Origin of the sequence: Agrobacterium sp. 10MFCol1.1 (genome assembly GCF_000381165.1) — a bacterium.
Taxonomy (GTDB): Bacteria; Pseudomonadota; Alphaproteobacteria; order Rhizobiales; family Rhizobiaceae; genus Agrobacterium; species Agrobacterium tumefaciens.
Genome location: NZ_KB906079.1, coordinates 223,349 through 246,551 on the forward strand (window position 1 = coordinate 223,349; position 23,203 = coordinate 246,551).

General features: G+C 58.4%; 21 protein-coding genes. 14 read left to right on the plus strand and 7 right to left on the minus strand.

All coding sequences use genetic code 11. The features are described 5' to 3' along the window. Positions 1–163 precede the first annotated feature (163 nt). From F617_RS27220 to F617_RS0119655, 10 genes are all read left to right on the plus strand, one after another. On the plus strand, positions 164–349 hold the full coding sequence (locus tag F617_RS27220; protein ID WP_019566439.1) for a hypothetical protein: 186 nt from the start codon (positions 164–166) through the stop codon (positions 347–349). Then, positions 315–788, plus strand: coding sequence for a VOC family protein (locus tag F617_RS0119615; RefSeq protein ID WP_026330970.1), 474 nt, complete (start codon positions 315–317; stop codon positions 786–788). The genes F617_RS27220 and F617_RS0119615 overlap by 35 nt, the downstream gene beginning before the upstream one ends. Before the next feature lie 260 nt (positions 789–1,048). Further along, complete coding sequence (locus tag F617_RS0119620) at positions 1,049–2,392, plus strand: extracellular solute-binding protein (RefSeq protein ID WP_003517816.1); 1,344 nt, start codon at positions 1,049–1,051, stop codon at positions 2,390–2,392. A gap of 75 nt (positions 2,393–2,467) precedes the next feature. After that, positions 2,468–3,358, plus strand: a complete 891-nt coding sequence (locus tag F617_RS0119625; protein ID WP_019566441.1) for a carbohydrate ABC transporter permease — start codon at positions 2,468–2,470, stop codon at positions 3,356–3,358. A 10-nt stretch (positions 3,359–3,368) separates the two neighbouring features. Then, a complete protein-coding gene (locus F617_RS0119630; RefSeq protein ID WP_003517820.1) occupies positions 3,369–4,256 on the plus strand; it encodes an ABC transporter permease subunit in 888 nt (295 codons plus the stop codon). 41 nt (positions 4,257–4,297) lie between these two features. Then, positions 4,298–5,419 (plus strand): sn-glycerol-3-phosphate import ATP-binding protein UgpC, encoded by a 1,122-nt coding sequence (locus F617_RS0119635; RefSeq protein WP_025595982.1) that lies wholly within the window; start codon positions 4,298–4,300, stop codon positions 5,417–5,419. A gap of 453 nt (positions 5,420–5,872) precedes the next feature. Next, the gene (locus F617_RS0119640) at positions 5,873–7,201 is read left to right on the plus strand and encodes an LLM class flavin-dependent oxidoreductase (protein ID WP_019566443.1); all 1,329 of its coding nucleotides are present in this window, start codon (positions 5,873–5,875) and stop codon (positions 7,199–7,201) included. Positions 7,202–7,350: 149 nt separating this feature from the next. Then, positions 7,351–8,346, plus strand: coding sequence for an aliphatic sulfonate ABC transporter substrate-binding protein (locus F617_RS0119645; RefSeq protein WP_019566444.1), 996 nt, complete (start codon positions 7,351–7,353; stop codon positions 8,344–8,346). Then, positions 8,343–9,212 (plus strand): ABC transporter permease, encoded by an 870-nt coding sequence (locus F617_RS0119650; RefSeq protein ID WP_019566445.1) that lies wholly within the window; start codon positions 8,343–8,345, stop codon positions 9,210–9,212. Before F617_RS0119645 ends, F617_RS0119650 begins: the two co-directional genes overlap by 4 nt. After that, a complete protein-coding gene (locus tag F617_RS0119655) occupies positions 9,209–9,943 on the plus strand; it encodes an ABC transporter ATP-binding protein (RefSeq protein ID WP_019566446.1) in 735 nt (244 codons plus the stop codon). The genes F617_RS0119650 and F617_RS0119655 overlap by 4 nt, the downstream gene beginning before the upstream one ends. Before the next feature lie 25 nt (positions 9,944–9,968). Here the strand turns inward: F617_RS0119655 and F617_RS0119660 are convergent, their stop codons facing one another. The 7 genes from F617_RS0119660 to F617_RS0119690 form a co-directional block, all read right to left on the minus strand. Beyond that, a complete protein-coding gene (locus tag F617_RS0119660) occupies positions 9,969–10,796 on the minus strand; it encodes a carbohydrate ABC transporter permease (protein ID WP_019566447.1) in 828 nt (275 codons plus the stop codon). Continuing rightward, positions 10,793–11,677 (minus strand): carbohydrate ABC transporter permease, encoded by an 885-nt coding sequence (locus F617_RS0119665; RefSeq protein WP_003517835.1) that lies wholly within the window; start codon positions 11,675–11,677, stop codon positions 10,793–10,795. Before F617_RS0119665 ends, F617_RS0119660 begins: the two co-directional genes overlap by 4 nt. 67 nt (positions 11,678–11,744) lie before the next feature. After that, complete coding sequence (locus F617_RS0119670; RefSeq protein ID WP_019566448.1) at positions 11,745–13,019, minus strand: extracellular solute-binding protein; 1,275 nt, start codon at positions 13,017–13,019, stop codon at positions 11,745–11,747. 78 nt (positions 13,020–13,097) lie between these two features. Next, entirely contained in the window at positions 13,098–14,171 is a 1,074-nt protein-coding gene (locus F617_RS0119675) for an ABC transporter ATP-binding protein (protein ID WP_019566449.1), read from the minus strand. A gap of 7 nt (positions 14,172–14,178) precedes the next feature. Continuing rightward, entirely contained in the window at positions 14,179–15,690 is a 1,512-nt protein-coding gene (locus tag F617_RS0119680; RefSeq protein ID WP_013761387.1) for an alpha-N-arabinofuranosidase, read from the minus strand. A gap of 122 nt (positions 15,691–15,812) precedes the next feature. Then, positions 15,813–16,742 carry a transcriptional regulator gene (locus F617_RS0119685; RefSeq protein WP_019566450.1) on the minus strand — a complete coding sequence of 310 codons (930 nt, stop codon included), beginning with the start codon at positions 16,740–16,742 and terminating at the stop codon, positions 15,813–15,815. A gap of 169 nt (positions 16,743–16,911) precedes the next feature. Next, a complete protein-coding gene (locus F617_RS0119690) occupies positions 16,912–18,204 on the minus strand; it encodes an ABC transporter substrate-binding protein (protein WP_019566451.1) in 1,293 nt (430 codons plus the stop codon). 112 nt (positions 18,205–18,316) lie between these two features. Between F617_RS0119690 and F617_RS0119695 the strand changes: the two genes are divergently transcribed. Genes F617_RS0119695 through F617_RS0119710 form a run of 4 tightly spaced genes read left to right on the plus strand, consistent with a single transcriptional unit; the run spans position 18,317 to position 23,037 of the window. Beyond that, positions 18,317–19,381: a LacI family DNA-binding transcriptional regulator gene (locus F617_RS0119695; protein WP_003517845.1), complete on the plus strand. Its 1,065-nt coding sequence runs from the start codon at positions 18,317–18,319 to the stop codon at positions 19,379–19,381. Then, positions 19,374–21,251, plus strand: coding sequence for a DUF2264 domain-containing protein (locus tag F617_RS0119700; RefSeq protein WP_019566452.1), 1,878 nt, complete (start codon positions 19,374–19,376; stop codon positions 21,249–21,251). The genes F617_RS0119695 and F617_RS0119700 overlap by 8 nt, the downstream gene beginning before the upstream one ends. Further along, complete coding sequence (locus F617_RS0119705; protein WP_019566453.1) at positions 21,248–22,264, plus strand: hydroxyacid dehydrogenase; 1,017 nt, start codon at positions 21,248–21,250, stop codon at positions 22,262–22,264. The genes F617_RS0119700 and F617_RS0119705 overlap by 4 nt, the downstream gene beginning before the upstream one ends. After that, positions 22,261–23,037 (plus strand): sugar phosphate isomerase/epimerase, encoded by a 777-nt coding sequence (locus F617_RS0119710; RefSeq protein ID WP_019566454.1) that lies wholly within the window; start codon positions 22,261–22,263, stop codon positions 23,035–23,037. The genes F617_RS0119705 and F617_RS0119710 overlap by 4 nt, the downstream gene beginning before the upstream one ends. Positions 23,038–23,203 lie beyond the last annotated feature (166 nt).

A 23,203-nucleotide genomic window follows, 5' to 3' on the forward strand; every position in this document is an offset into this window, starting at 1 on the left:
TTGGGCAATACGCGTCTTCCTGCCGCAAAAATCTGCATATTGGGTCAAGCACGCGCTTCACGTTACAAAGAGACATTGTTTCATATTTATTCTTCAGAACGGGCGCGGCTGGGCCCGGCATGATGCCTATCGCCGAAGGGTGAGGCGCTGGATTTAAATATCCATGCGCGTCGTGTTTGATCATCGCGCCGGCACCGTCATGACGCACAACCTTTATTCCTTTGCAAAATTGCACCTTCCCGCCTCCTTTCGGAACGATCGGCGCATGGCGACATTGTTTACCGAATGGGGCTTTCTTTTGGGAGGAACACGCCGTGAAGAAGAACATGATCTGCATCTGGTACGATAGGGATGCCGAGGCCGCAGCCAGATTTTATGCCGAGACCTTTCCCGACAGCACCGTCAATTCCGTCTATCGGGCGCCGGGCGATTTCCCCTCCGGCAAGGAGGGGGACGTGCTGATGGTGGAATTCACGGTGGCAGGCGTCTCCTGTATCGGCCTCAACGGTGGGCCGACATTCAAGCACACCGAGGCTTTCTCGTTCCAGATTTCGACTGAGGATCAGGAAGAGACGGACCGATACTGGAATGCCATCGTCGGCAACGGCGGAGAAGAAAGTGCCTGCGGCTGGTGCAAGGACCGATGGGGCATCTCCTGGCAGATCACCCCGCGGGTGCTGATGGAAGCAATGTCCGCCGGCGGCGCCGAGGCCAAACGTGCCTTCGCGGCAATGATGGATATGAAGAAAATCGACGTCGCCACCATCGAAGCGGCACGTCGAGGTTGATGCTAACAAGTCATTCAGCGAAAAGTAGCGAAGAAAGACATTTTAAGTAAAGAACTGAAAAACAACGGAAAATCAGATAAAACCCGTTTATCTGATTTTCCCTGGACGCCTATGCGTGCCTGTACCTTCACTCATCACAAAACGTTCAACAAAGTGTAAGCGATCCGTCAAAGACGGCTGCTAGCAGAGCCCGTGGCTTCGTGTTGGGGACGTGACGTCCTCGCCGGTCATGCCATTACTCCATCAACGGGGCTCAACTTATGAAATCTTCCGCTCTGACCTCTTTCGTGGCAGGCGTTGCCATTGCCGCCGCCTTCGGCGCCACGGCTGCCCACGCAGAAAAGACCAAATTCGAATTCTGGCACGGCCTTTCCGGCGATCTCGGCGACCGCGTTCAGGAAACCTGCAAGAAGTTCAACGACTCCCAGGCTGAATTCGAAATCGTCTGCACGTCGCAGAACGACTACGACGCCACGCTGCAGAACACCATTGCCGCCTACCGCGCCAAGAAGCAGCCCGCCATTACCCAGATCTACGATGCCGGCACGCTGGACATGATGTTGTCCAAGGCTTTCGTTCCCGCCAAGAAGCTGATGGCCGACAACGGCTACAAGATCGACTGGAACAACTATTTCCCCGGCATTGCCAATTATTATGCAACGGCTGACGGCGAGCTGAACTCCTTCCCCTATAATTCCTCCACCGCGGTCTTCTATTACAATGTCACCGCTTTCGAAAAAGCCGGCATCACCTTCAAGCCCGACACATGGGAACAGGTTGAAGAAGCCGCCCGGAAGCTCAAGACGGCCGGTTTCGAATGCCCGCTGGCCTTTAATTTCGACACCTGGATGCTGATGGAACAGTTCTCTGCCATCCACAACCAGCCAATCGCCACCAAGGGCAACGGTTATCAGGGCCTCGACGCCGAACTGACGATCAACAAGACGAAGTTCGTTGATCAGGTCAAATTCTTCAAGAAGATGCAGGACGAGAAGCTGTTCGTCGTCAAGACCAAGCAGCTCGGCATGGACATCCTGCCCGCTTTCACCTCGCAGACCTGCCAGATGTTCATGTCCTCGATTGCCGGCCATGGCACCGTCGGCAAGACCATGCCTGAGGGCGTGAAGTGGGACGTCGCCATGCTGCCGATCTGGAAGGGCACCGAGCGCCACAACTCGCTGGTTGGCGGCGCTTCGCTCTGGGTCATGGCTGGTCGTCCGGAAGCTGAATACAAGGGTGCGGCCGCATTCCTGAACTTCATCGCGCAGCCTGATATGGTTGAGTGGTGGTCGACCGTTACCGGCTACATCCCGGTCACCAAGACCGGCTTCGACGCCATGAAGGCCAACGGCTTCTACGACAAGGCGCCCTACAAGGGCCGTGAAAAGGCAATCGAAAGCCTCACGTTTACGCCGCCGTCCGAATATACCCGCGGCATCCGCCTCGGCGGCTTCACGCAGATCCGCAAGGAAGTCTCGACCTCGCTCGAAGCCATCTTCATGCAGAACGCCGATATTCAGACCGAACTCGACAAGGCTGTCGAGCGCTCGAATGCCGGCCTGCGCCGCTTCGAAAAGACCTATGCCGGCGCCAAGCTGAACTAAGCGGTCCTTTTCGCCTGGGTTTGCCCGTCTCCGCGCGGGCAAACCCTTAATGCCATTTTCTGTTTCGGATATTTCATGGAAAAGCGCGCCGTTTTCAAAAGCACATGGTTGCCGCTGCTGTTCGCATTGCCGCAGCTGGCACTGATCCTCCTGTTCTTCTACTGGCCCGTGGCGGCGGTGATCAACTGGGCCTTCACCCTCCAGCCGCCCTTCGGCGGCGCGGCAGAATTCGTTGGTTTCGCCAATTTCCAGGAAGTCTTTTCTGATCCATTCTACTGGCATTCCGTTACCGTCAGCCTGATCTTCGCGACCGTCGGCCCCTTCGTCGCCATCCTCATCGGCCTCACCCTGGCGCTCTCCGTCGACCGCCAGCTTCCCGGCTCCGGATTTTTCCGGGTTCTGTATATCCTGCCCTTCGCCATCGCAGGTCCCGCCGCAGGCATGACCTTCCGCTTCATCCTGTCGCCGGAACGCGGGTTGGCCGCTTCACTCAACGCCGCCTGGCCAGATATCTGGAACCCGGCGAAATACGGCGAACATGCACTGGCGCTCGTCATCGCCATCTTTATCTGGAAATGGGCGGGCTACACCTTCATCTTCCTGTTTGCCGGCCTGCAATCCGTGCCCCGTTCGCTGACGGAAGCTGCGGCGATGGATGGCTCCGGCCCGATCCGCCGCGCCATAGACATTCAGGTGCCGTTGCTCGCACCCACGCTGTTCTTCCTGATGGTGACGATGATGACCGAGGGTTTCGTCGGCCAGGACACGTTCGGCATCGTGCATTCGCTGACAGCGGGCGGCCCCAACCGCGCCACCGATGTGATGGTTTACCGCATCGTCACCGAGGCCTTCGAAGGGCTGAACTATTCCGGCGCCTCGGCACAAACCATCGTCCTCATCGGCCTCATCATGGTCTTCACCTTCATCCAGTTCCGCTTCATCGAGCGGCGCGTCCATTACAAGTGAGGCCTGAGAGATGATACAGCGCACGCCCTATGCCGACGCCTTTACCTATGTGGTCATGGTCGCGGGACTTCTGCTTCTTATCGGCCCCTTCATCGTGGTATTGGCAGGCGCCAGCCAGACGGTGCAGCAGGTGAACCACACGCCCTTCAGCTTCATGCCGCAGGGCGAGCTTTTCAAAAATCTCAGCACCGCCTGGAACCGCGCCAATCTGGGCAACGCCATGTTCAACAGCCTGGTGATGGCCTCGCTCGTCACAGCGGGCAAGGTAGCCCTTTCCGCTCTGACCGCCTTCGCCATCGTGTTTTTCCGCTCGCCGCTGAAACACCTGTTTTTCTGGTCCGTCTTCATCACGCTGATGCTGCCGCTCGAAATTCGCGCCGTTCCGACCTATGCCGTGGCAGCGGATGTGTTCCAGCCGTTCCGTTACCTTATAGCGCTGGTGAGCGGTGTCGAAGTCAACATCGAATGGAACCTGCTGAATTCCTATGCGGGCCTGTCGCTGCCGCTTGTCGCCACGGCCACCGGCACCTTTCTCTACCGGCAGTTTTTCATGACCCTGCCTGATGAACTTGCGGAGGCGGCGCGCATGGATGGCTCCGGCCCCGTGCGTTTCTTTTTCGACGTGCTGCTGCCGCTCTCGCGCACCAACATGCTGGCCCTCACCACCATTCTCTTCGTCTCCTCGTGGAACCAGTATCTGTGGCCGCTGCTGATGGTCACCGATCCCTCCTACAAGACGGTGATGATGTCGTTGCGTGCCCTTTTGCCTTCGGAGGACGGCACGCCGGACTGGAACGTCACGCTTGCCGGTTCCCTAATCATCATCATGCCGCCGCTTCTCGTCGTGGCGTTCCTGCAACGCTGGTTCGTGCGCGGTCTCGTGTCATCCGACAAGTGACGACGCGACGCGTGGCTCTCAACAACAAGGTTATTAATATCATGGCTCAGATCGATATTCGGCAGGTCCGCAAATCCTATGGCAAGACCCCGACCCTGCACGGCGTGGATCTCACTTTCGAAACCGGCGAATTCGTCGTCATCCTCGGCCCCTCGGGCTGCGGCAAGTCCACACTTCTGCGAATGATCGCCGGGCTGGAGGATATCACGTCGGGTGAAATCGCCATTGGCGGGCGCGTCGTCAACACGCTGGAGCCGCGCGAGCGCGGTTGCGCCATGGTGTTCCAGAACTACGCGCTTTATCCGCATATGACGGTATCAGGCAATATCGGTTATGCGCTGAAGGTCGCAGGCGTTCCGAAGGCTGAGCGCCTGCGCCGCATCGAGGAAACGGCCAAGATCGTTGGCCTTTCCGACTATCTCGAACGCAAGCCTGCCGCCCTTTCCGGTGGCCAGCGCCAGCGCGTGGCCATGGCCCGCGCAATCATCCGCGAACCGCAGGTATTCCTGTTCGATGAACCGCTGTCCAACCTCGATGCAAAGCTGCGTGTGACGATGCGCGCCGAAATCCGCAAACTGCACCAGCGCCTGTCGGCCACCTCCGTCTTCGTCACCCATGATCAGGTGGAAGCCATGACGCTGGCCGACCGGCTGGTGGTGATGAACAAGGGCAATGTGGAGCAGGTCGGTCATCCGCTCGATATCTATCACCGCCCCGCCAGCACCTTCGTAGCCTCCTTCATCGGCTCACCGGCGATGAACCTGTTCAACACGCGGGTGGAGGTCGAATCTCCATCCGTCATGCTGGGCGGCCAGCCGGTGAAACTCTTCCCCGAGACCGCGCTGGAGCTGCGCGGGCGCGACGTGACAGTCGGCATTCGCCCTGAACAATGCCTGGTCAGCATCGAGGGTGCGGGCGTGCCCGCAACCGTGGACTTTGTAGAAGAGCTGGGTTCCGGCCGCATCGTACATGCGGAAATCGCCGGCGAAACTTTCTCCGCAGCCATCGGCGAAGATCTGTTGGTCAAACCCGGCCAGCGCATCCACTTCGAACTGCCCCCGGCCCATCTCCACTTTTTCGATCCGGCCACCGGCAAGCGCATCGAAACGGAGGGTGCCATTGAGACAACCCGCATCGGCAACGAAAAGCTGCTGGCAGTTTGATGGCGGACGTTTGAGCACGGATCAGTCCGGCGCGGTTTGGGGGTGTCCCAACCACGCCGGATTTCCAAACGACGTTTTCGATCTCGAACTACGATTTCGAAATCATCCAATACATTAGCTATATCGACCAATATTCTGAATTTGCGCCATTTTCTCACTAGAGTAATTGCGCGAAATACGTCGAAATTTGCTTGGCGATCACCACGGGAAGCACATCGCCTGCCGGATATTACGTCAACACGATGAGGCAAACCCGTTGCAGGCAAAGCGATCTTGCGAAATGAATGATTTCAGGAAAAATCTTTCTGTTTGGAAATCATAATCGCAATAGTCTTTGCCGCACAGAGCCGCCAGCAAGGCTATCGTCGCGATGAGGACCGAGCCGGTCTTCGATCCTTGGCGGCCGACAGACAAAACGCTCGGGTCAAAACTTCAACGAAAGAGTGAAGCCCAATGGCAAACGATCGCAAACTGCACCTCGGCGCCTTCATGCGGCCCGTCAGTCTTCACACGGGTGCGTGGCGTTATCCCGGATCCTTCCCGGACGCGAACTTCAATTTCGGCCATCTGGCGCGATTTGCGCAACAGCTTGAAGCCGCGAAATTCGATGCATTTTTCATGGCCGATCATCTGGCGGTGCTGAACATGCCGACGGAAGCACTGCGCCGCAGCCATACCGTCACGTCTTTCGAACCCTTCACCCTGCTTTCGGCGCTCGCCGCCGTCACCTCCCGCATCGGGCTGGTTGCCACCGCCTCCACAACATTCGATGAGCCCTACCACGTAGCGCGGCGTTTCGCCTCACTCGATCACCTCAGCAATGGTCGCGCCGGCTGGAACATCGTCACCACAGCGAATCCGGATGCGGCGCTTAATTTCGGCCGGGACGAACAGCCTGACCACACGGAGCGTTATGGAAGAGCGCGGGAATTTTACGACGTCGTTACCGGGCTGTGGGATTCCTTTTCCGATGATGCCTTTCTCCGGGATGTCGATAGCGGGTTGTTCTTTGACCCTGAAAAAATGCATGTGCTTAATCACAAGGGACCGGAATTTTCCGTGCGCGGTCCGCTCAATATAGCGCGTCCGGTGCAGGGCTGGCCCGTCATCGTTCAGGCCGGGGCTTCAGAGCCGGGGCGCCAGCTCGCAGCCGAAACTGCCGAGGTCGTTTTTGCGGCAACACCCACGCTTGCGGCGGGAAAAGCGTTCTACAGGGACGTCAAGGACAGAACCGTTGCGGCAGGCCGTTCCCGCGACGGCATTGTCATCCTGCCGGGCGCTTTCGTTCTGGTCGGCGATAGCGTGGAAGAAGCCAAGGCCAAACGCGCCAGGCTCGACAGCCTCGTCCATTATGAAAGCGCGATAGCCTCGCTTTCGATTGCGCTCGGCCACGATGCTTCGAGTTTCGATCCCGATTGCCCCTTGCCTGACATTCCCGAAACAAATGCAAGCAAATCCAGCCGCGAGAGGGTGATCGAACTTGCAAGGAGCGAGGGGCTGACGGTGCGCCAGCTGGCGCAGCGGCTGGGTGGCTATGGGGGTCTCGCATTTGTCGGCACGGCAAAAACCATCGCCGACGAGATGGAACAATGGCTATACGAAGAGGGGTCGGATGGCTTCAACGTCACCTTCCCGTTCCTGCCTGCCGGACTTGACGATTTCACGAGCCTGCTTGTGCCCGAACTGCAAAGGCGCGGCCTGTTTAGAAAGGACTATGAGGGAACGACATTGCGCGATCATCTCGGTTTGCAACGCCCGGCCAATCGTTTTTTCCCTGAATAACGCGCCGTCGCGCCGATCCGGCCAGCGGTAGGGAGATTTTCCACGCCCGACCTGAAGTTTGGCATGAGGTTCCAGAAGGCTGGATTGACCTCATAAACGCCGGCCCATACCCTTTAAATACACAAATTACATAAATTAGGTACACTATTATGAAGGCTAAACATTCTCGTCGCCAGATCCTGAAACTCAGCATTGCCGGGGCTCTCGCAGCACCCTTTGCCACGGGCAGCGCGCTGGCCCAGAGCTCACAGGAGTTTCCTGCTGAGCTGAAGCTGGATTGGGGATTTTACTCCTCACACACGCTGCTGATAAAGAACAAGGGCTGGCTTGAGGAAGCGTTCAAGGATGTCGGCACCAAGATCACCTGGGTACAATCCCGCGGAAGCAACAATTCGCTCGAATTCCTGAAGGTCGGCTCGACGGATTTTGCCGGTTCGGCAGCACTTTCCGCGTTTCTGGCCCGCGCCAATGGTGTGCCGCTGAAGGTGATCTATGTGGCAAGCTGGGGCGGTTCTTCCATCATACAGGTTCGCCCGGATTCGCCGGTCAAGACCGTCGCCGATCTCAAGGGCAAAACCATTGCGGTCACCAAGGGTACCGCGCCCTATTTCACCCTCCTGCGCGCCCTTGCCCAAAACAAGCTTTCGATCGATGACCTCAAGGTCGTGAACCTGCAGCATCCGGAAGGATTCAACGCGCTTCAGCAGGGACAGGTTGATGCATGGGTCGGCATCGATCCACACACATCCCAGGCAGAACTTGCCGGTGACAGGGCGATTTTCGATGAGCGTAGCTGGCGCGACGGCAGCGTCTTCAGCGTTTCCGAGGAGTTTCTGGCGAAACACCCGAAAGCGGTCGAACGCCTCCTCGGTGTCTGGGTCGAGACACAAAGATGGATCCGTGAAAACAACGGCGAATTCATCGATTTCGTCACGAAGGTCACCGGCAACGATCCCCAGATCACCAAGCTGACGATCGAAAAGCGCGACTGGAAGGATCCTGTTCCAGGCGAGGAACTGCTGAACTCGATTCGTATCGTGACCCCGTTGCTTGGCGACGATGTGCTGCGTCCTGGCGTCAATGTCGACAGCGTCCTTTCGTCGCTGATCGATCCGGCACCGGCGAAAAAGGCGCTGGGAGCATGAATTCTCATCCGCGCGAATTTCAGCGCGTGAAGCAGACTACGAAACAACTCCCCTCCCGACTGCCGTTCGTGCAAAGAGTGGGAAATTTCTTTGGGCGGTTCGACCTGCGCGGCGCGATCGTGCCGGTCGGCTCATTGTTGCTGCTGGAATTCTTTGTGCGCGTGGGCTGGGTAAGCCCCTACGTGCTGCCGCCGCCCTCCGAGCTTTATGACACGTTTCTAAGGCTCGCCGAGGGTCCTTTGTGGACGAATGTCGCAGCCAGTACCGCCCGTGTCTTTGTCGGCTTCGTCATTGGCTCCCTTCTTGCAATCCTCGTCGGTTCGCTGGTCGGGCTGGTCGTTGCCGCCGAGCGTTACCTTGAACCGACGTTTCAGGCGCTACGCGCGGTTCCGAGCCTCGCCTGGGTGCCGCTGCTGATGATCTGGTTCGGCATTGGCGAAACCTCGAAAATCGTACTGATCGCCAAAAGCGCGTTTTTCCCTGTTTATCTCAACCTCTTCTCCGGCATCAGGAATGTCGACCGCAAGTTGGTGGAAGTGGGCGAGATGTATCGCCAGCCGCTGCCAGTGCTGGTTTGGCGGATTTTCATTCCCGCTTCTTTGCCACATCTGTTCACGGGCTTGCGTTACGGCCTGTCGCTGGCCTGGCTGAGCGTTGTCGCCGCGGAACTTCTGGCGGCTTCCGAGGGCATCGGCTACATGCTATCCGATGGGCGGGAACTCTCCCGACCCGATCTGGTGATGATAGCGATTATCTGCCTTGCCGTCCTCGGCAAGATTTCCGACAGCCTCTTCAAGATAGTCGAGGAACGTTGCCTCAGATGGCGCGACACTTACCCCCTTCAGCAAGGAGGGCGCCTGCGATGAGTTTGCTCAATGTCGATGTTCGCGAAAAAGCCTTCGGAGACACGGTTGTCCTTCAGGATATTCACCTGACGCTCGGCGATGGTGAAGCGGCGGTTCTTCTCGGACCAAGTGGGTGCGGGAAAAGCACCTTGCTGCGCATCGCCGCCGGCCTCGACCGGCATTTCTCAGGCGCTGTGAAGGTTCAGCAGGCAAAGGAAGTTCAGGCATCGGACTCACCGCCCATCGCCTTTGTCTTTCAGGAACCCCGCCTGATGCCGTGGCTGACAGTTGCCGAAAACATCGGTTATGCGGCCGGCAAGAAATATGATGTCGAGCGGGTAGAAGGACTGATCAACGATGTGGGCTTGAGCGGCCATGGCGACGCGCTACCGAAAGCCCTTTCAGGCGGCATGGCGCAGCGTGTCGCCATAGCAAGAGCGCTCTATACCCGGCCGCGCATCTTGCTGCTCGACGAACCCTTCAGCGCGGTCGATGCTTTCACGCGGATGAAATTGCAGGACCTTGTCCTGAAACTCGTCGAACAGCGCGGCATTTCCTTCCTGCTCGTCACCCACGATATTGACGAGGCGCTTTATCTCGGTGACCGCATTTACATGATGGGTGCCCATGACGGCCGTATCCAGCAGCGGATAGAAGTGGACGAGCCGCGCCCGCGCGACAGAAGGTCGCCGCAACTCGCCACCCTCAAGAACGAGGTGCTGACTGCCCTGCACAACGCCCACGTCATCTGACTGGCACCGGCATCTTTCTCCGCCCTCACCCTTTCACGCCGGACGAAATCATGATGGCTTCCGTCACGCGCCGCTGGAAGATGACGTAGGCGACGATGACCGGCAGAGCCGCCAGCATGGCAATCGCCATCAGGCGTGCATAAACGATGCCGAAGGTGTCGTTGACCTGCGTGATGCCGACGGGGATCGTCATCATGTTTTCGGACGTGATGACGAGGAAAGGCCAGAAGAAGGCGTTCCACACCGTAATGAAGGTCACGATCGCCATGGCGGTCGTAATGCCCCAGTTCAGCGGCAGAAACACCTTGAACAGGATCGTGTATTCGCCGCCACCATCCAGAACCACCGCCTCCCGCATCTCCTTGGGCACGCTGTCGAAGAACTGCTTGTAGACGATGATGACGATTGGCGTGATCAGCTGCGGCAGGATGATGCCCGCCCAGGTATTGATGAGGTTGAGGTTCTTCATCAGGATGAACTGTGTCACGACAAGCGTCTGCGCGGGCACCATGAAACTCGCGAGCACGATGCCATAGAGCAGTCGCCGTCCCGGAAAGCGGATCTGCGACAGCGCATAGGCGCATAACATCGAAATGATGAGCACAGAGACCGTGACGATCGCGGCGGTGCCAATGGAATTCACGTACCAGGTCAACAGCCGCGTATTGAAGATGGCATTCACATAGGCACCAAGCTGGAACTCATCAGGCAGTAGCGACGTGTTGCCCGCAACATTCTCGTCCGAGCGCAACGACGTCACGAACCCCCAGTAAAGCGGGAAAATCCATACCAGTGCTGCCGAAAATGTCAGCAGGGTCAGGATGACGTTCTCAAGTCTTTTGGTCAGGCTCATGAATTCCTCCGGATGCGTAGCAACTGGAACTGGAGAACGGATACGATGACGATCAACAGGAAAAGCACGGTCGCCACGGCCGATGCATAACCGCCATTGTTCATCTGGAAGGCTTCCCGGTAGACCTTAAGGAGAAGCACGAAACTGGAATTGAAGGGTCCGCCGCCGCTCAAGAGGTAGATCTGGTCGAATATCTTCAGTTGCAGGATCAATTGCAGCGTCAGGATCAGCGCGGTCACCGGCCACAGAAGCGGCCATGTGACGCGCCGGAACTTTTGCCATGTCGTTGCGCCATCAAGAGCTGCGGCCTCATAAAGCTCGGTCGGAATGTTTCGCAAGCCGGCAATGAAGAGCAGAACGTTAAAACCGTTCGTCCACCAGATGGTGACGACAGCGACCATCGGCATGACCCAATTGGGGTTCTTGAAAACCGCGACCGGTTTGCCCGCCAGCAACGAAATGACCGGTTGGAGAATGCCGAACTGCAGGTCGAGCATCCAGGCCCAGATTTCGGTGACGACCGAAACCGGCAGGACATAAGGCAGGAAAAACAGGCTCATGGCGATTGTCTGCTTGATGCCGGACAATCGGCTGACCGCAAGCGCAATCAACAGGGCGATGACCGTTGTTGGCACCACCGTCAGCAGCACGAAATAGCCGTTATTCTTGAGCGAGGTGACGAACAGGCGGTCGCTCAGCAATTTTATGTAGTTCTGCAGGCCGACCCAGTTGCCATCGCCGATCAGCGGCGCATCCGTGAAGCTGATGCGTATCATCTCGATCAGGGGGTAAAGAAAGAACGTGGCGAAGACCACGATGAATGGCGTCACCATCGACAGTGCGATCAGCGACTTCTTGCGCCGGTTTTCAATCATAGCCATGGAATGCCTCCGGGACCTCCCGCATTGCACGCTGCCCTCCGGCTGACAGCCAGAGGGCAGTCTCGGATTACTTGAGCTTGCCCTGAAGCTCGGACTTGATCTGCTCGACCGCATCCGCGCCGCTCATGTAGCCCTGGATGGCCGGAGCGATGATATTAAGCGCCGCATCGTAAGCGGGTGAGGCAACTCCGGTAATCGTGGTCTTCGGATCGAACACTGCCGCCTCCGCCAGCGAGGCATATGTGGCATTCGGCTGCATCGCCTTGTATTCACTGCTTTCGGTGATCGATTTATAGGCCGGAATATGCCCCGCATCGGCCCAGCTGATGGCGTGTTTTTCCATCCAGCCAATAACCGTCATGACAGCGGCGCGTTTCTCGCCGGAAACGGTCTTGTCACCCTGGTTGGGGATCGCAAAGGCGTGCGAATCCGCCCAGGTGGCGCGCTTGCCCATGAAAGGCGGAACTTCCACAGCGCTCCATTTGAAGCCGAGCTTGCCGTTCTTTTCCAGATCCTTGTAGGTCGGAACTTCCCAGACGCCATTAAGCTGGAAGGCGGATTTGCCAGCGGAGAAGAGTGCAACGGACGCAGGATATTCCGCCTGCTCGGGCGCCCATCCGTTTTCCCGCCATTTCGACATGGTATCGATCGCTTTGGCAGCCTTTTCGGCATTGTCGCCGGCAAGCACCTCGTTATTGGTGACCAGCTCGCCGCCCTGTTGTGAGAACAGTGTATAAAAGACACGCCAGACACCGGCTTCGCCACCCGACTGATAGGTAACCGGCGTCTGAACGCCCTTGTCCTTCGCCCAGGCCAGCGCCTTTTCGAAATCCTCCATCGTCTTGATACCGGTCAACTTCCCCTCGGCATCGAGATAGGGAGACCCTTTCAGAAGATCGGCGTTGTAATAGAGAATAAGGGCATGGATATCGAACGGCACCGCATAAAGCTTGCCGTCGTGGGTTGCCGCTTCGACGGGTGCGCTGAAAAAGTCGCTGGTCTTCAACCCGCCATCATCAAGGTCTTTTGTGGTAATTTCGCTCAATACTTTTTCATCAAGGCCGAGCGGCGCGCGCGACAGGTGATAGGTCATGACATCAGGCCCCTCACCCACGGCGGACGCCGTGCGTACCTTGGTATAGAACGGAACGCCCCACTCTAGCGTCGTTCCCTTGATCTGAATGTCAGGGTGCTCCTTGTTGAAGGCAGCAATCAGGGCTTTCATGCGCACGCCGTCGCCGCCCGACAGAAAGTCCCACCAGACGATATCCTGCTTCGCCAGTGCCGGCAGGGCGCTCAGGCCCAGAACCGTACCAACAAGCAATGTCTTGATCAGTCGCATCGTTCACTCCTCCCGTTTGTTGGAAACACCCCGTTCAAGGGGCGGTCTGCTACTGCATCGAAAGGCGCCTCCTCGCGCCTATCGCAACCTTTTGCCGTCGCTGCCGAAAACCATGATGTGATCGGGCGAAGCACTCAGTGAGACGGACCGGCCATCCAGCCGCTCGCGCGAGCCCTGCCGCTGCACGACAAGTTCTTTCCCGGCACGCGTTCGGGTATAGAGATAGGAAAGGTCTCCAAGCTCCTCCGCCACCTCGACATTGACAGGCAAAGCACCCTCTTGCGTGATCGCCAGATGCTCGGGCCTTATGCCGATTTCGACCCGCTGACCGGGGGAAACCGGATGCGAAAGCCGGGCTTCGAGGTGCTTTTCACCACCTTCAGGCGCAAGCATAACGATGCCGTCCCGCTGCCCGACGATGTCGGCAGCAAGGAAATTCATCGCGGGCGATCCGATGAAGCCAGCGACGAAACGATTGTCCGGATCGTCGTAAAGGGTGAGCGGCGCACCGGCCTGTTGCACGATGCCGCCCTTCAGCACGAAAATCTTGTCCGCAAGCGTCATGGCCTCTACCTGGTCATGCGTGACGTAGATCATCGTGGCGCCGAGCTTGCGGTGAAGCCGGGTCAGTTCCAGCCGCATCTGCACGCGCAGTTCCGCATCCAGGTTCGACAGGGGTTCATCGAAGAGAAACACCTTCGGCTGTCGCACGATCGCGCGGCCTATGGCCACGCGCTGCCTCTGGCCGCCGGAAAGCTGTGATGGCTTCTTGTGCAGATTGTCCTCGAGCTGGAGGATGCGGGCAGCTTCCCCCACTCTCTCATTCACCTCCGCTTTCGGCCGGCGGGCGAGACGCAGGCTGAAAGCCATGTTCTCGAACACCGTCAGATGCGGGTAAAGCGCATAATTCTGGAAGACCATGGCAACGCCGCGATCCGCCGGCTCGACAGCGGTGACGTCGCGCTCGTCGATGGCGATGTGACCGCCGCTGGTTTCCTCAAGACCGGCGATCATGCGCAACAGGGTGGATTTTCCGCAACCGGATGGCCCCACGAAAACCGCGAAGCTGCCCGTCGGAATCTCCATCGAAACGTCCCGGATGGCTGCAAAGGAGCCGAAGGACTTGGCGATATTGCTGAGACGGACACCCATCACCGCCTCACTGAACCTTCACGCGCAGAACATGATAGGACAGCGCCGGCACGGAGCCTTTGAGCGCCCCATCCTCGACACCAATGCCGCTGCCCGGCACCGGCACGACGCGGTCAGGTTGATCCGGACCGTTGCCGATCCTCAGATCATATCCCGCCATGGAAAGATGCAGGCTGAGTGACACAGGCGAAAAGCCGGTGAGACCGACATTGAGCTCTGCTGCTTCGGTCAGATGACGATTGAGGACAAACAGCGTCACCACGCCCTCGTCCTCATCAAACACGCCGGCGACATCGAGATATTTGACGTCATCGGCCGCGTTGCAGTCGTAGGTCGGGCAATCGACGGCAATGTTCAGTGCAACGCCGCGACCATAAAGCGAGGCGAACTGATAGGGATAATAGATGGTCTGGCGCCATGCCGGTCCGTTCTTTTCAGCGCGGATGGGGGCGATGACATTGACGAGCTGGGCAATGCAGGCGATGCGCACCCTGTCCGAGCGACGGATGAACTCGTTGAGCAACCCGGCCACGAAGAGAGCATCCTCGAAATTGTAGGTCTCCTCCAGAAGTGCAGGCGCTTCCGGCCAGTCCCAGCTCTTGATGCGTTTACCGTCGTCTTCGCGGATATGGTACCAAACATTCCACTCGTCGAAGCAGATGGAGACATCGTTCTTGGCGCGCTTCTTGGCTTTCACGTAATCGATGACACCGGCGATAGTCTGAATGTAGCGCCCTGTTTCTTCGATCTTGCCGAAGTAATTCAGCGTGTCGCGGCTGTTATTGCCGAAATATTTATGCAGTGAGATGTGGTCCACATTCTCGTAGCATTCTTCCAGCACCTCGCGCTCCCATTCGGGATAGGTCGGCATGCCGTCGTTGGAACTTCCGCAAACGATTGCCTCGATGGTGGGGTCGAAACCCTTGAAGGCTTTCGCGGTTTCGTTTGCCAGCCGGCCATACTCCACCGCCGTCTTGTGGCCAATCTGCCAGGGGCCGTCCATCTCGTTGCCGAGGCACCACATCTTCACGCCATGCGGCTTTTCGGCGCCGTGGCTGCGGCGAAGGTCGCTAAGCTCGGTGCCGCCGGGAAAATTCACGTATTCGAGAAAGTTGCGGGCATCATCCAGACCACGGGAACCGAGGTTGACGGCGAGCATCATCTCGATGCCTGCCATCGACGCCCAGTCTGCGAACTCATTGACGCCGATCTGGTTGGTTTCCTTGGAGCGCCATGCAAGATCAAGCCGCACGGGCCGTTTGTCACGGGGGCCGATGCCGTCTTCCCAGCGATAGGCCGAAACGAAGTTGCCGCCGGGATAACGGATCGCCGGAATCTTTAGATCCTGCACGAATTTCAGCACATCCTTGCGAAAACCGTTTTCATCCGCCTGCGGATGGCCGGGCTCGTAAATCCCGCCATAGATCGCCCGCCCCATATGTTCGATGAAGGCGGAATATAGGCGATCGTCGATACGCCCAATCCGGAAGTCCCGGTGGACTGAAACCCGCGCTTTCATAGGCTCTCCTCCCATGCGCATTTATATCTTAAAATATGATATAAACCATATTTCATAATATAGTTGCCAATGGAAGCCGCGCCTGTCAACCGCGAAAATCATACTTTATGAAATTGGCCCGATCAGTCTGCGGTGCGCAGACGCAATACGATGTCCTGATCGTAATTCCCAAAGCCCCGGCCGAAGATGTTGAGCCCGCCCGGATGCTTTGCATCCGCCTTTACCTCGATCCGCAGACGGATTGAGCGGTGGCTGGACAGATCTATATCCGCAAGCGTCACATCGGAAATGCGCGTACCATCGACATAGGTTCCCTGGGCAGTAATGCGCCAGGTTTTAAGCATTCCATACTGCGAGCCGGACAGTTTCCACCAGTCGGGCGTAAACGTACCGCGCTTGTCGCCGAAATCCCCGGGCGAGGTCCAGACCCCGATCTCCTTGCCGTTGACGGAGAGGGTAATGTCTGACGGCCAGTTGCTGTGCGTTCCTGGCACCTCGGAACTGACCTCCATCGAAAACTCGACTTCCTCGACGTTTCGCCCCTGTATCTTGGCATTATTGGGGAATTGGTACTCAACATGACCCGATGTGAACCACAAAAGTGCAGTCTTCATGCGGTCGGGATCCATGAAGGTATCAGGGACATCCAGAAGTCCGATAATGCCCTCCGGCGAACAGATGCCGCAAGGCGCGGTCACCGAACTCTGCGTATAGAGGCCGAGCGGCATGGCGACGGCAATGTAGTTGGATACAGCCGGCGTCTCGGGGCTTCGAAACGAAACGATAAGCTCGTCGCAGGTCGCAAAACAGATTTTCTGGCTGCCCTTGCGCGCCTTGCGCGTTTCGGTTCGCAGCAGCCCCGCCTCTTCAAGAACGGTCACACCGGCCGACACGGTGGACTGGGGAAGGTCCAGCCTCTGCGCGATCTCGTTGACATTGAGACCGTTGGCCTCGTGCAGCAGCTTCAATATCTGCACACGGATCAGCGACGCCGCCGCCTTCAAAACATCGAATTCTTTTTCAGCGTCAATAAGTAGGAAATTGGGAGCCATTGTCTAATCTTCAGATTTATCGATCTAGATCAGAATTTCTGGCTTAAATATTTTATGCTGTCCAGCATTGTTTGTCGTGTCGATATATTCAAAGTCAGACACGCAAGGAAGGATTGCGAATGGAGGCAGCGCAGGCGGTTTCGATACCGCATGCGCTGCCTCTTTTTCCTTACCCGCGCTTGCGCAACGTGCGGGTGCCGGTATCGACAAGATTCTGCGCTGCCTCATCCACAGTGGCGCGGCCAAAGGCGAGTGAGTCGGCAATCGGACGCATTACCCCACGGTCGAACTCATTGGCGCCGATGGGGGCAGGCTCCGGATAGGTGTCGAGCTTGCCGGACAGGCTCTCGATGTAATCCACCGTCTTGCGTTCGGTCTCGTTGAGGCTTGGCAACACAGCTTCGCGCACCTTCTTCGCCGGCGGCACGCCGCGTTCGACGCCAAGAACCTTGCCCGCTTCCAGATCGTTGACAAAGAAGTTGATGAACTTCGCCGCAGCTTCCGGAGTGGTGGAGGTGGACGAAATGCACCAGATAAGCCCCGGCCGGTAATAATGCCCGGTCGGTTTTCCCGGTCCCTCACCCGGCAGCATGCCAATGGACAGCGTCTTCTTGTTGAGCGCCTGGTAACCGACAAGCTGGTTGGAATAGGCAAAGCCGATTGCGGAATTGCCAAGGGTCAGCGCGTTGGATTCGATGGTATTGTCATCGCGCGTCTGGATATCGGCAGAGACGCAAAGCTTGTTCTCGCGCAGATCCTCCCAATAGGCGAACCATTCCTTGGCATCTTCCTTGTTGAAACCGATGGTGCCGTCCTGGAACAGGAGCTTGCCGCGCTGGCGCAGCCAGACATCGAAGACGTAGTGATAACGGGCACCATAGGGCACCGCCCAATAATTGCGCCGCGCCGGAGCGTTCTTCTTGAAATCGCGCGCCAGTTCCGCCAGCCCCTTCCAGGTGATCTGCTCCTTCGGCACGGAGACGCCGGCCTCCTTCAGCGTCTCTGCATCATACATCATGCAGAACGAATTCAGCCCGAGACCGACGCCGTAAAGCTTGCCGTCGATGCGGCAAAGATCCACTTCGCTTTTGCCGAAATTGGAAAGATCAAGCGACGAGCCGACAAACTGGTCAAGTTCCATGCAGGCCCCACGGCCGGAATAATCGGCAATGGTGGAAGGCTCGAGCTGAAAGATATCGGCGACGTTACGTCCCGCCATGGACGTCGCAAGCTTGGTCCAATAGTCGGAACCGGCGATCATCTCGCCGCTGATGACCGTTTGTGGATCTGCCTTCTGGTAGAGGGCAATCACATCATTGGTGCGCTTGTTGCGGTCAGCCGAACCCCACCATACGCAACGAAGCCGGGTTTCGGCCGCCATCGCGCGGAAACCGCCCGCCGCCGCGCCAAGACCTGCCAGTGCCGCCGTCACCAAAAATCCACGTCTATCGATAGTTTGCATCTGCTCCTCCCGCGTTTTGCAAATTTCTCACTTATCACTTAAATTCTTGCAAATTTTCATTATTTGCAATATTTGCATCATAATAGAATTTTTTGCAAGCGCAGGAGACGACATGAACGATACGCCCGACATAAGCCGCCCGCGCCAGTCGGATATCGCCCAGCGTGCAGGGGTTTCCATCAGCACGGTCTCACGGGTTCTCGCCGGGGAAAAAGGCATCAGCGCATCGATCCAGACCAAGGTTCTGGGTGTGGCGGCGGAACTTGGTTATCCGCTGCGGCCAGTCACCAGCCAGACCGGTGGCATCTCGCTGGAGGGCAAGAAAATCCTCGCCCTCATGTCCGCCGAACGAGCGACCGGCGATATCGGCGCCTTTTATCACGATATTTTCGACATGCTGCGCAGCCTTGCGCAGACAGAGGGTTTCGAACTAGATATCCGGCTGCTGCACCAGAGGCAGATCGACGACGCCCTTACACAGCGGGTCTGCGAGGTCGATGGCCTTCTCGCCATTGGTCTTGACCCCGAAGAGGAGATCATCCACCGCATCACGCAGGGTGTGCTGCAACCGGTTCTCGTCAATAGCGCCGATCCCTCGATGATGCTGGATTGCGTCTCGCCCTCCAATTTTTACGGCGGGGCGATGGCCGCGCGGCGGCTGCTGGAACTGGGGCACCGCAAGGTCGCCTATATCGGTCCGCAACACCGTCACACTATAAGAGAGCGCATGCGGGGCTTTCGGCAGGTTATCATCGAGGAAGAGGGTGCCACCTATGAGGAGTTTCTGCTTTCCACGGCGGATAGCGGCTTCGGGCAGGCCGGTGATGCGGTTCGTCAGCTGCTGGCCAAAAACCCCGATCTGACTGGCATTTTCTGCATGAACGATGCGATCGCGCTCGGCGCGCTGGGAGCAGCACAAGAGCTTGGCCTCGGGGTACCGGACGATCTTTCCATCATCGGCTTCGACGACCTGCCCTTCGCCGAACTTTCCACTCCCCGGCTCAGCACAATCCGGGTAGACCGCCGCGAGATTGCCCGCGAGGCGGTGGAGCTGATGCGCCGCCGGCTGGCGGAGCCATCGGCCAATGCCCGGCAGGTTCAGCTGGGTGTACAGCTTGTGGAAGGACAGACCGCGGGTCGAGCAAAAAAGACGGGAAAGGCGGCGCGCGATGCATAAGCCAGCAAACCATGATCCAATGACCCGCTTCAATCCGCTTTACGGCAATCCACTCAAGACCCGCGCCGACGTCAGACGGGCATTAGACGACAGTTTCGCACCGCTGCTTCCCTATTTCTCAGAGAGCGGAGCAAGAGTGACGCTAAGCGGCACGGCCGCGCATTTCGACCGGGCAGCGGCCGATCTGGAAGGATTTGCGCGACCACTCTGGGGCATCGCGCCGCTTGCGCTCAGCGGCGATGCCTTCGCCCATTGGCCGCTTCTGGCCAGAGGCATCGCCAATGGCACCGATCCCGCCCATGCCGATTACTGGGGCGATGTGCGGCAGAAGGATCAGCGGCTGGTGGAACTGGCCGCCCTCGGCTTTGCGCTTCGGCTTGCGCCGCAACATCTGTGGGAACCCTTGTCCGAAGCGCAAAAGGCGAATGTGCGCCATTATCTCCTGGCGGCGCGGGAGCGCATCTATGCCGACAATAACTGGAAGTTTTTCCGGGTGATGGTCGATGCGGCGCTCGATCATCTCGGTATCGAATTCGACCGGAGCCTCACCGAAACATATCTGAAAGAGCTGGACGGATTTTACATCGCCGACGGCTGGTATCGCGACGGCAACTATCGCCGCATCGACCACTACATCGCCTTCGCCATGCATTTTTACGGGCTGATCTACGCGAAAATCAGCAAACCGGATGATGCATACGCCGAACGTTACCGGGAACGTGCCCGCCTGTTTGCCGGGGATTTCGCAAGCTGGTTCGATGAGGATGGTGGCGCGCTGGCCTTTGGCCGCTCCATGACCTACCGTTTCGCCTGCGGCGGCTTCTGGGGTGCCCTCGCCTTCGCGGATGAGGAAGCGATGCCCTGGGGGGAGATCAAGGGGCTTTATCTGAAACATCTGCGCTGGTGGGCGGGAAAGCCGATTGCCGACCGCGACGGCGTGCTTTCCATCGGTTACGCCTATCCGCAACTGACCATGTCGGAAAGCTATAATTCGGCGGGTTCGCCCTATTGGGCCTTCAAGGCTTTCCTGCCGCTCGCCCTGCCGGAAAGCCACCCCTTCTGGCAGGCGGAGGAAAAGCTGCCAGACACATCCACAAAACCACGGCCGCTCGTTCATCCCGGCATGGTGATGATGCGCAGTAAGAGCAACGTCACGGCGCTGACGAGTGGGCAGGAAAACCTGTCCATGCGCGGCGGGCCGGAGAAATACGCCAAATTCGCCTATTCCTCGCGTTACGCTTTCGGCGTGGAAGTGGACGAGCGCGGTTTCAAGACCAATGGTTTCGACAATATGCTGGCCTTTTCCGAAGATGGCCACCACTACCGGGTGCGCGAAACCAACCGCACTGTGCTCTTGGCTGGCACCAATCTTCGAGCGACTTGGAACCCATTCCCCGATGTCGAGGTCGAAACGACGCTGGTTGCCGCGGGAGAGTGGCATATCCGGTTGCACCGGATTACTTCCGCGCGGCCACTTTTGGTCACCGAAGGCGGCTTTGCGATAAACCGCAACGATGGCGACCGCGATGCGGTGACCGAAGACAGCGGCCGGGCAACGGCCGATTGCGGCACCGACATATCCGCCATCATCGATCTCGGCTCCAGCGCATCCCGCCAGGGCGTGGCGTTGAAGGCGCTGCCCAATACCAATCTCATCAATGCCAAAACCACGGTGCCGCAATTGCGGGGCGACATTCCAGCGGGCAAAACCCTGCTCGCCTGCGCCGTCTTTGTGGGACTGGCGGGACCTGAAAGCGAAACAGCTTTGGCGACAGTTCCCGCACTTCCGGACAGGGAAGCGCTTGACCGCCTGTTTGTTGAGCGCGGTGTTCCGGTAAGCAGCATGGCGGCGGCGGGAGAACCGCAATGATGAGCCCGCGTCCGCGTCTCAGCCTTGCCATGGACCCGGAGCGGACGCAGCATGTGCTGACGCCACAGGCGCTTGAAAAGCTGTCGCAGAGCGTCGACATCCTCGATACCCGGCCGGTCTGCGATTTTCACGACCCAGCTGTGGCTGCCCAGTTGGAGAGAACAGATATTCTTCTGACTGGCTGGGGTTGTCCCGAGATCGACATGCGGGAACTGGCAATGATGCCGAACCTTCGGTTGATTTCACATGCCGCCGGGACGGTGAAATACTTCCTGTCCCAGGCAGTTTTCGAACGAAACGTTACGGTGTGCAGCGCGGCCGAGGCGAATGCGCAGCCGGTCGCGGAGTTTACGCTGGCAATGATCCTGCTGTCCGGCAAGCGTACCTTCGGTTTCCGGCGCATCTACGGAGAGGATCGCGCACGGCGAAACGTCGACCGCCTGCAGTCGCAGGTCATCGGCAATCTCGGCCTGACCGTCGGCATTGTCGGGGCGTCACGCATCGGACGTCGGGTCATCAATCTGCTGCAGCCCTTCGATCTCGATCTCATCCTTTTCGACCCGTTTTTAAGCGCGGTGGAGGCACAAAAGCTCGGTGTGCGTCTCGTATCGCTCCGCGAGCTTATGGCGGTAAGCGACGTCATTTCCCTGCACGCGCCATCCCTGCCGCAAACCCGGCATATGATCGGCGCCGATGCGCTTGCCCTGATGAAGGACGGAGCGACCTTGATCAACACGGCCCGCGGCGCGCTAGTGGACGAAGACGCCCTGCTGGCGGAACTGAAAACCGGACGCATAGAGGCCGTCATCGACGTGACCGATCCGGAAGTGCCGTCACCAGAGTCACCTTTCTACAGCCTTCCGAACGTGTTCCTGACGCCGCATATCGCCGGCGCCGTCGGCCTTGAACGCGCCCGGCTCGGCGACATGGCGATTGCCGAGATCGAACGCTTCTGCCGCGCAGAACCATTGCAACAGCAGGTACGTCCGGAACATCTGGAACTGATCGCATGAGAATTTTCGAGCCGGGCCTCTGCTCTGTCACCTTCAGGTCCATGACGCCGCAGGCCGTGATTAACCTTGCCGTTGCAAATGGCATTAAGGCGATAGAATGGGGTGCCGATATCCATGTGCCACCTGGCGACTTAGAAAATGCAAGGGATGTGGCGGCGCGTACGGTGAAAGCCGGTCTTACCGTCTCTTCCTACGGATCCTACATTTTCGCACCGGATTTTGCGCCGGAGGATGTGACCGCAGTTCTGGAAACCGCGAAAGCGCTCGGCACCGGCCATATCCGCATCTGGCCCGGCAGCCGCAAACGCCCATCCGCGGATTATTCACCAGAGGAACGCCGTGCGGCAACCGACGCGTTGGCGGCACTTGCCCGGCGGGCAGACGACTACGGAATGACAATCGGCCTCGAATATCACCCCAATTCGCTGACCGACACGCTGCCCTCGGCCTTGCAGCTCATGCAGGATTTGCCGATGCCTAACCTGTTCTTTTACTGGCAGCCAGCCCCAGGTCTACCGCTGGATGACGCCCTTGCGGAAATATCCGCGCTCGGCTCGCGCATCTGCCACCTGCACGTCTTCGCTTGGCTCGCCGATGCCAGCCGCCTGCCGCTCGGCGAGCGCGCGGACTGTTGGCGGGCTTGCGTTGATGCCTTGCCAGCAAGCGACTGGATAGAACCGGCTTATGCGATGCTGGAGTTCGTCAAAGGTGACAACGTCGCCCAGTTCTCGGAAGATGCGGCGGTGCTGAGCGAGATTCTCGCCCGCTCTTAGAACCGCTTGTTTTTTATCGAAAACCGACGCGGCGGACTAAAATTCGCTATCCATCACAACCGCCCACTGCCCTCATCCCTGTACCCCCTATAGGGAACCAGCCAGCCCAAGTCTTTGGGCTGATTGATTTCATCGCCGCGCAGACGCGTCAGCTGGACTCCTGTGA

What these genes read in the sequence shown, in the direction of transcription:
- F617_RS0119625 (WP_019566441.1), top strand. Translation starts at nt 2,468, where the DNA reads ATGGAAAAGCGCGCCGTTTTCAAAAGCACATGGTTGCCGCTGCTGTTC.
- F617_RS0119630 (WP_003517820.1), top strand. Translation starts at nt 3,369, where the DNA reads ATGATACAGCGCACGCCCTATGCCGACGCCTTTACCTATGTGGTCATG.
- F617_RS0119705 (WP_019566453.1), top strand. Translation starts at nt 21,248, where the DNA reads ATGATGAGCCCGCGTCCGCGTCTCAGCCTTGCCATGGACCCGGAGCGG.
- F617_RS0119695 (WP_003517845.1), top strand. Translation starts at nt 18,317, where the DNA reads ATGAACGATACGCCCGACATAAGCCGCCCGCGCCAGTCGGATATCGCC.
- F617_RS0119655 (WP_019566446.1), top strand. Translation starts at nt 9,209, where the DNA reads ATGAGTTTGCTCAATGTCGATGTTCGCGAAAAAGCCTTCGGAGACACG.
- F617_RS0119670 (WP_019566448.1), bottom strand. Translation starts at nt 13,019, where the DNA reads ATGCGACTGATCAAGACATTGCTTGTTGGTACGGTTCTGGGCCTGAGC.
- F617_RS27220 (WP_019566439.1), top strand. Translation starts at nt 164, where the DNA reads ATGCGCGTCGTGTTTGATCATCGCGCCGGCACCGTCATGACGCACAAC.
- F617_RS0119645 (WP_019566444.1), top strand. Translation starts at nt 7,351, where the DNA reads ATGAAGGCTAAACATTCTCGTCGCCAGATCCTGAAACTCAGCATTGCC.
- F617_RS0119665 (WP_003517835.1), bottom strand. Translation starts at nt 11,677, where the DNA reads ATGGCTATGATTGAAAACCGGCGCAAGAAGTCGCTGATCGCACTGTCG.
- F617_RS0119640 (WP_019566443.1), top strand. Translation starts at nt 5,873, where the DNA reads ATGGCAAACGATCGCAAACTGCACCTCGGCGCCTTCATGCGGCCCGTC.
- F617_RS0119660 (WP_019566447.1), bottom strand. Translation starts at nt 10,796, where the DNA reads ATGAGCCTGACCAAAAGACTTGAGAACGTCATCCTGACCCTGCTGACA.
- F617_RS0119650 (WP_019566445.1), top strand. Translation starts at nt 8,343, where the DNA reads ATGAATTCTCATCCGCGCGAATTTCAGCGCGTGAAGCAGACTACGAAA.
- F617_RS0119685 (WP_019566450.1), bottom strand. Translation starts at nt 16,742, where the DNA reads ATGGCTCCCAATTTCCTACTTATTGACGCTGAAAAAGAATTCGATGTT.
- F617_RS0119710 (WP_019566454.1), top strand. Translation starts at nt 22,261, where the DNA reads ATGAGAATTTTCGAGCCGGGCCTCTGCTCTGTCACCTTCAGGTCCATG.
- F617_RS0119700 (WP_019566452.1), top strand. Translation starts at nt 19,374, where the DNA reads ATGCATAAGCCAGCAAACCATGATCCAATGACCCGCTTCAATCCGCTT.
- F617_RS0119635 (WP_025595982.1), top strand. Translation starts at nt 4,298, where the DNA reads ATGGCTCAGATCGATATTCGGCAGGTCCGCAAATCCTATGGCAAGACC.
- F617_RS0119690 (WP_019566451.1), bottom strand. Translation starts at nt 18,204, where the DNA reads ATGCAAACTATCGATAGACGTGGATTTTTGGTGACGGCGGCACTGGCA.
- F617_RS0119680 (WP_013761387.1), bottom strand. Translation starts at nt 15,690, where the DNA reads ATGAAAGCGCGGGTTTCAGTCCACCGGGACTTCCGGATTGGGCGTATC.
- F617_RS0119675 (WP_019566449.1), bottom strand. Translation starts at nt 14,171, where the DNA reads ATGGGTGTCCGTCTCAGCAATATCGCCAAGTCCTTCGGCTCCTTTGCA.
- F617_RS0119620 (WP_003517816.1), top strand. Translation starts at nt 1,049, where the DNA reads ATGAAATCTTCCGCTCTGACCTCTTTCGTGGCAGGCGTTGCCATTGCC.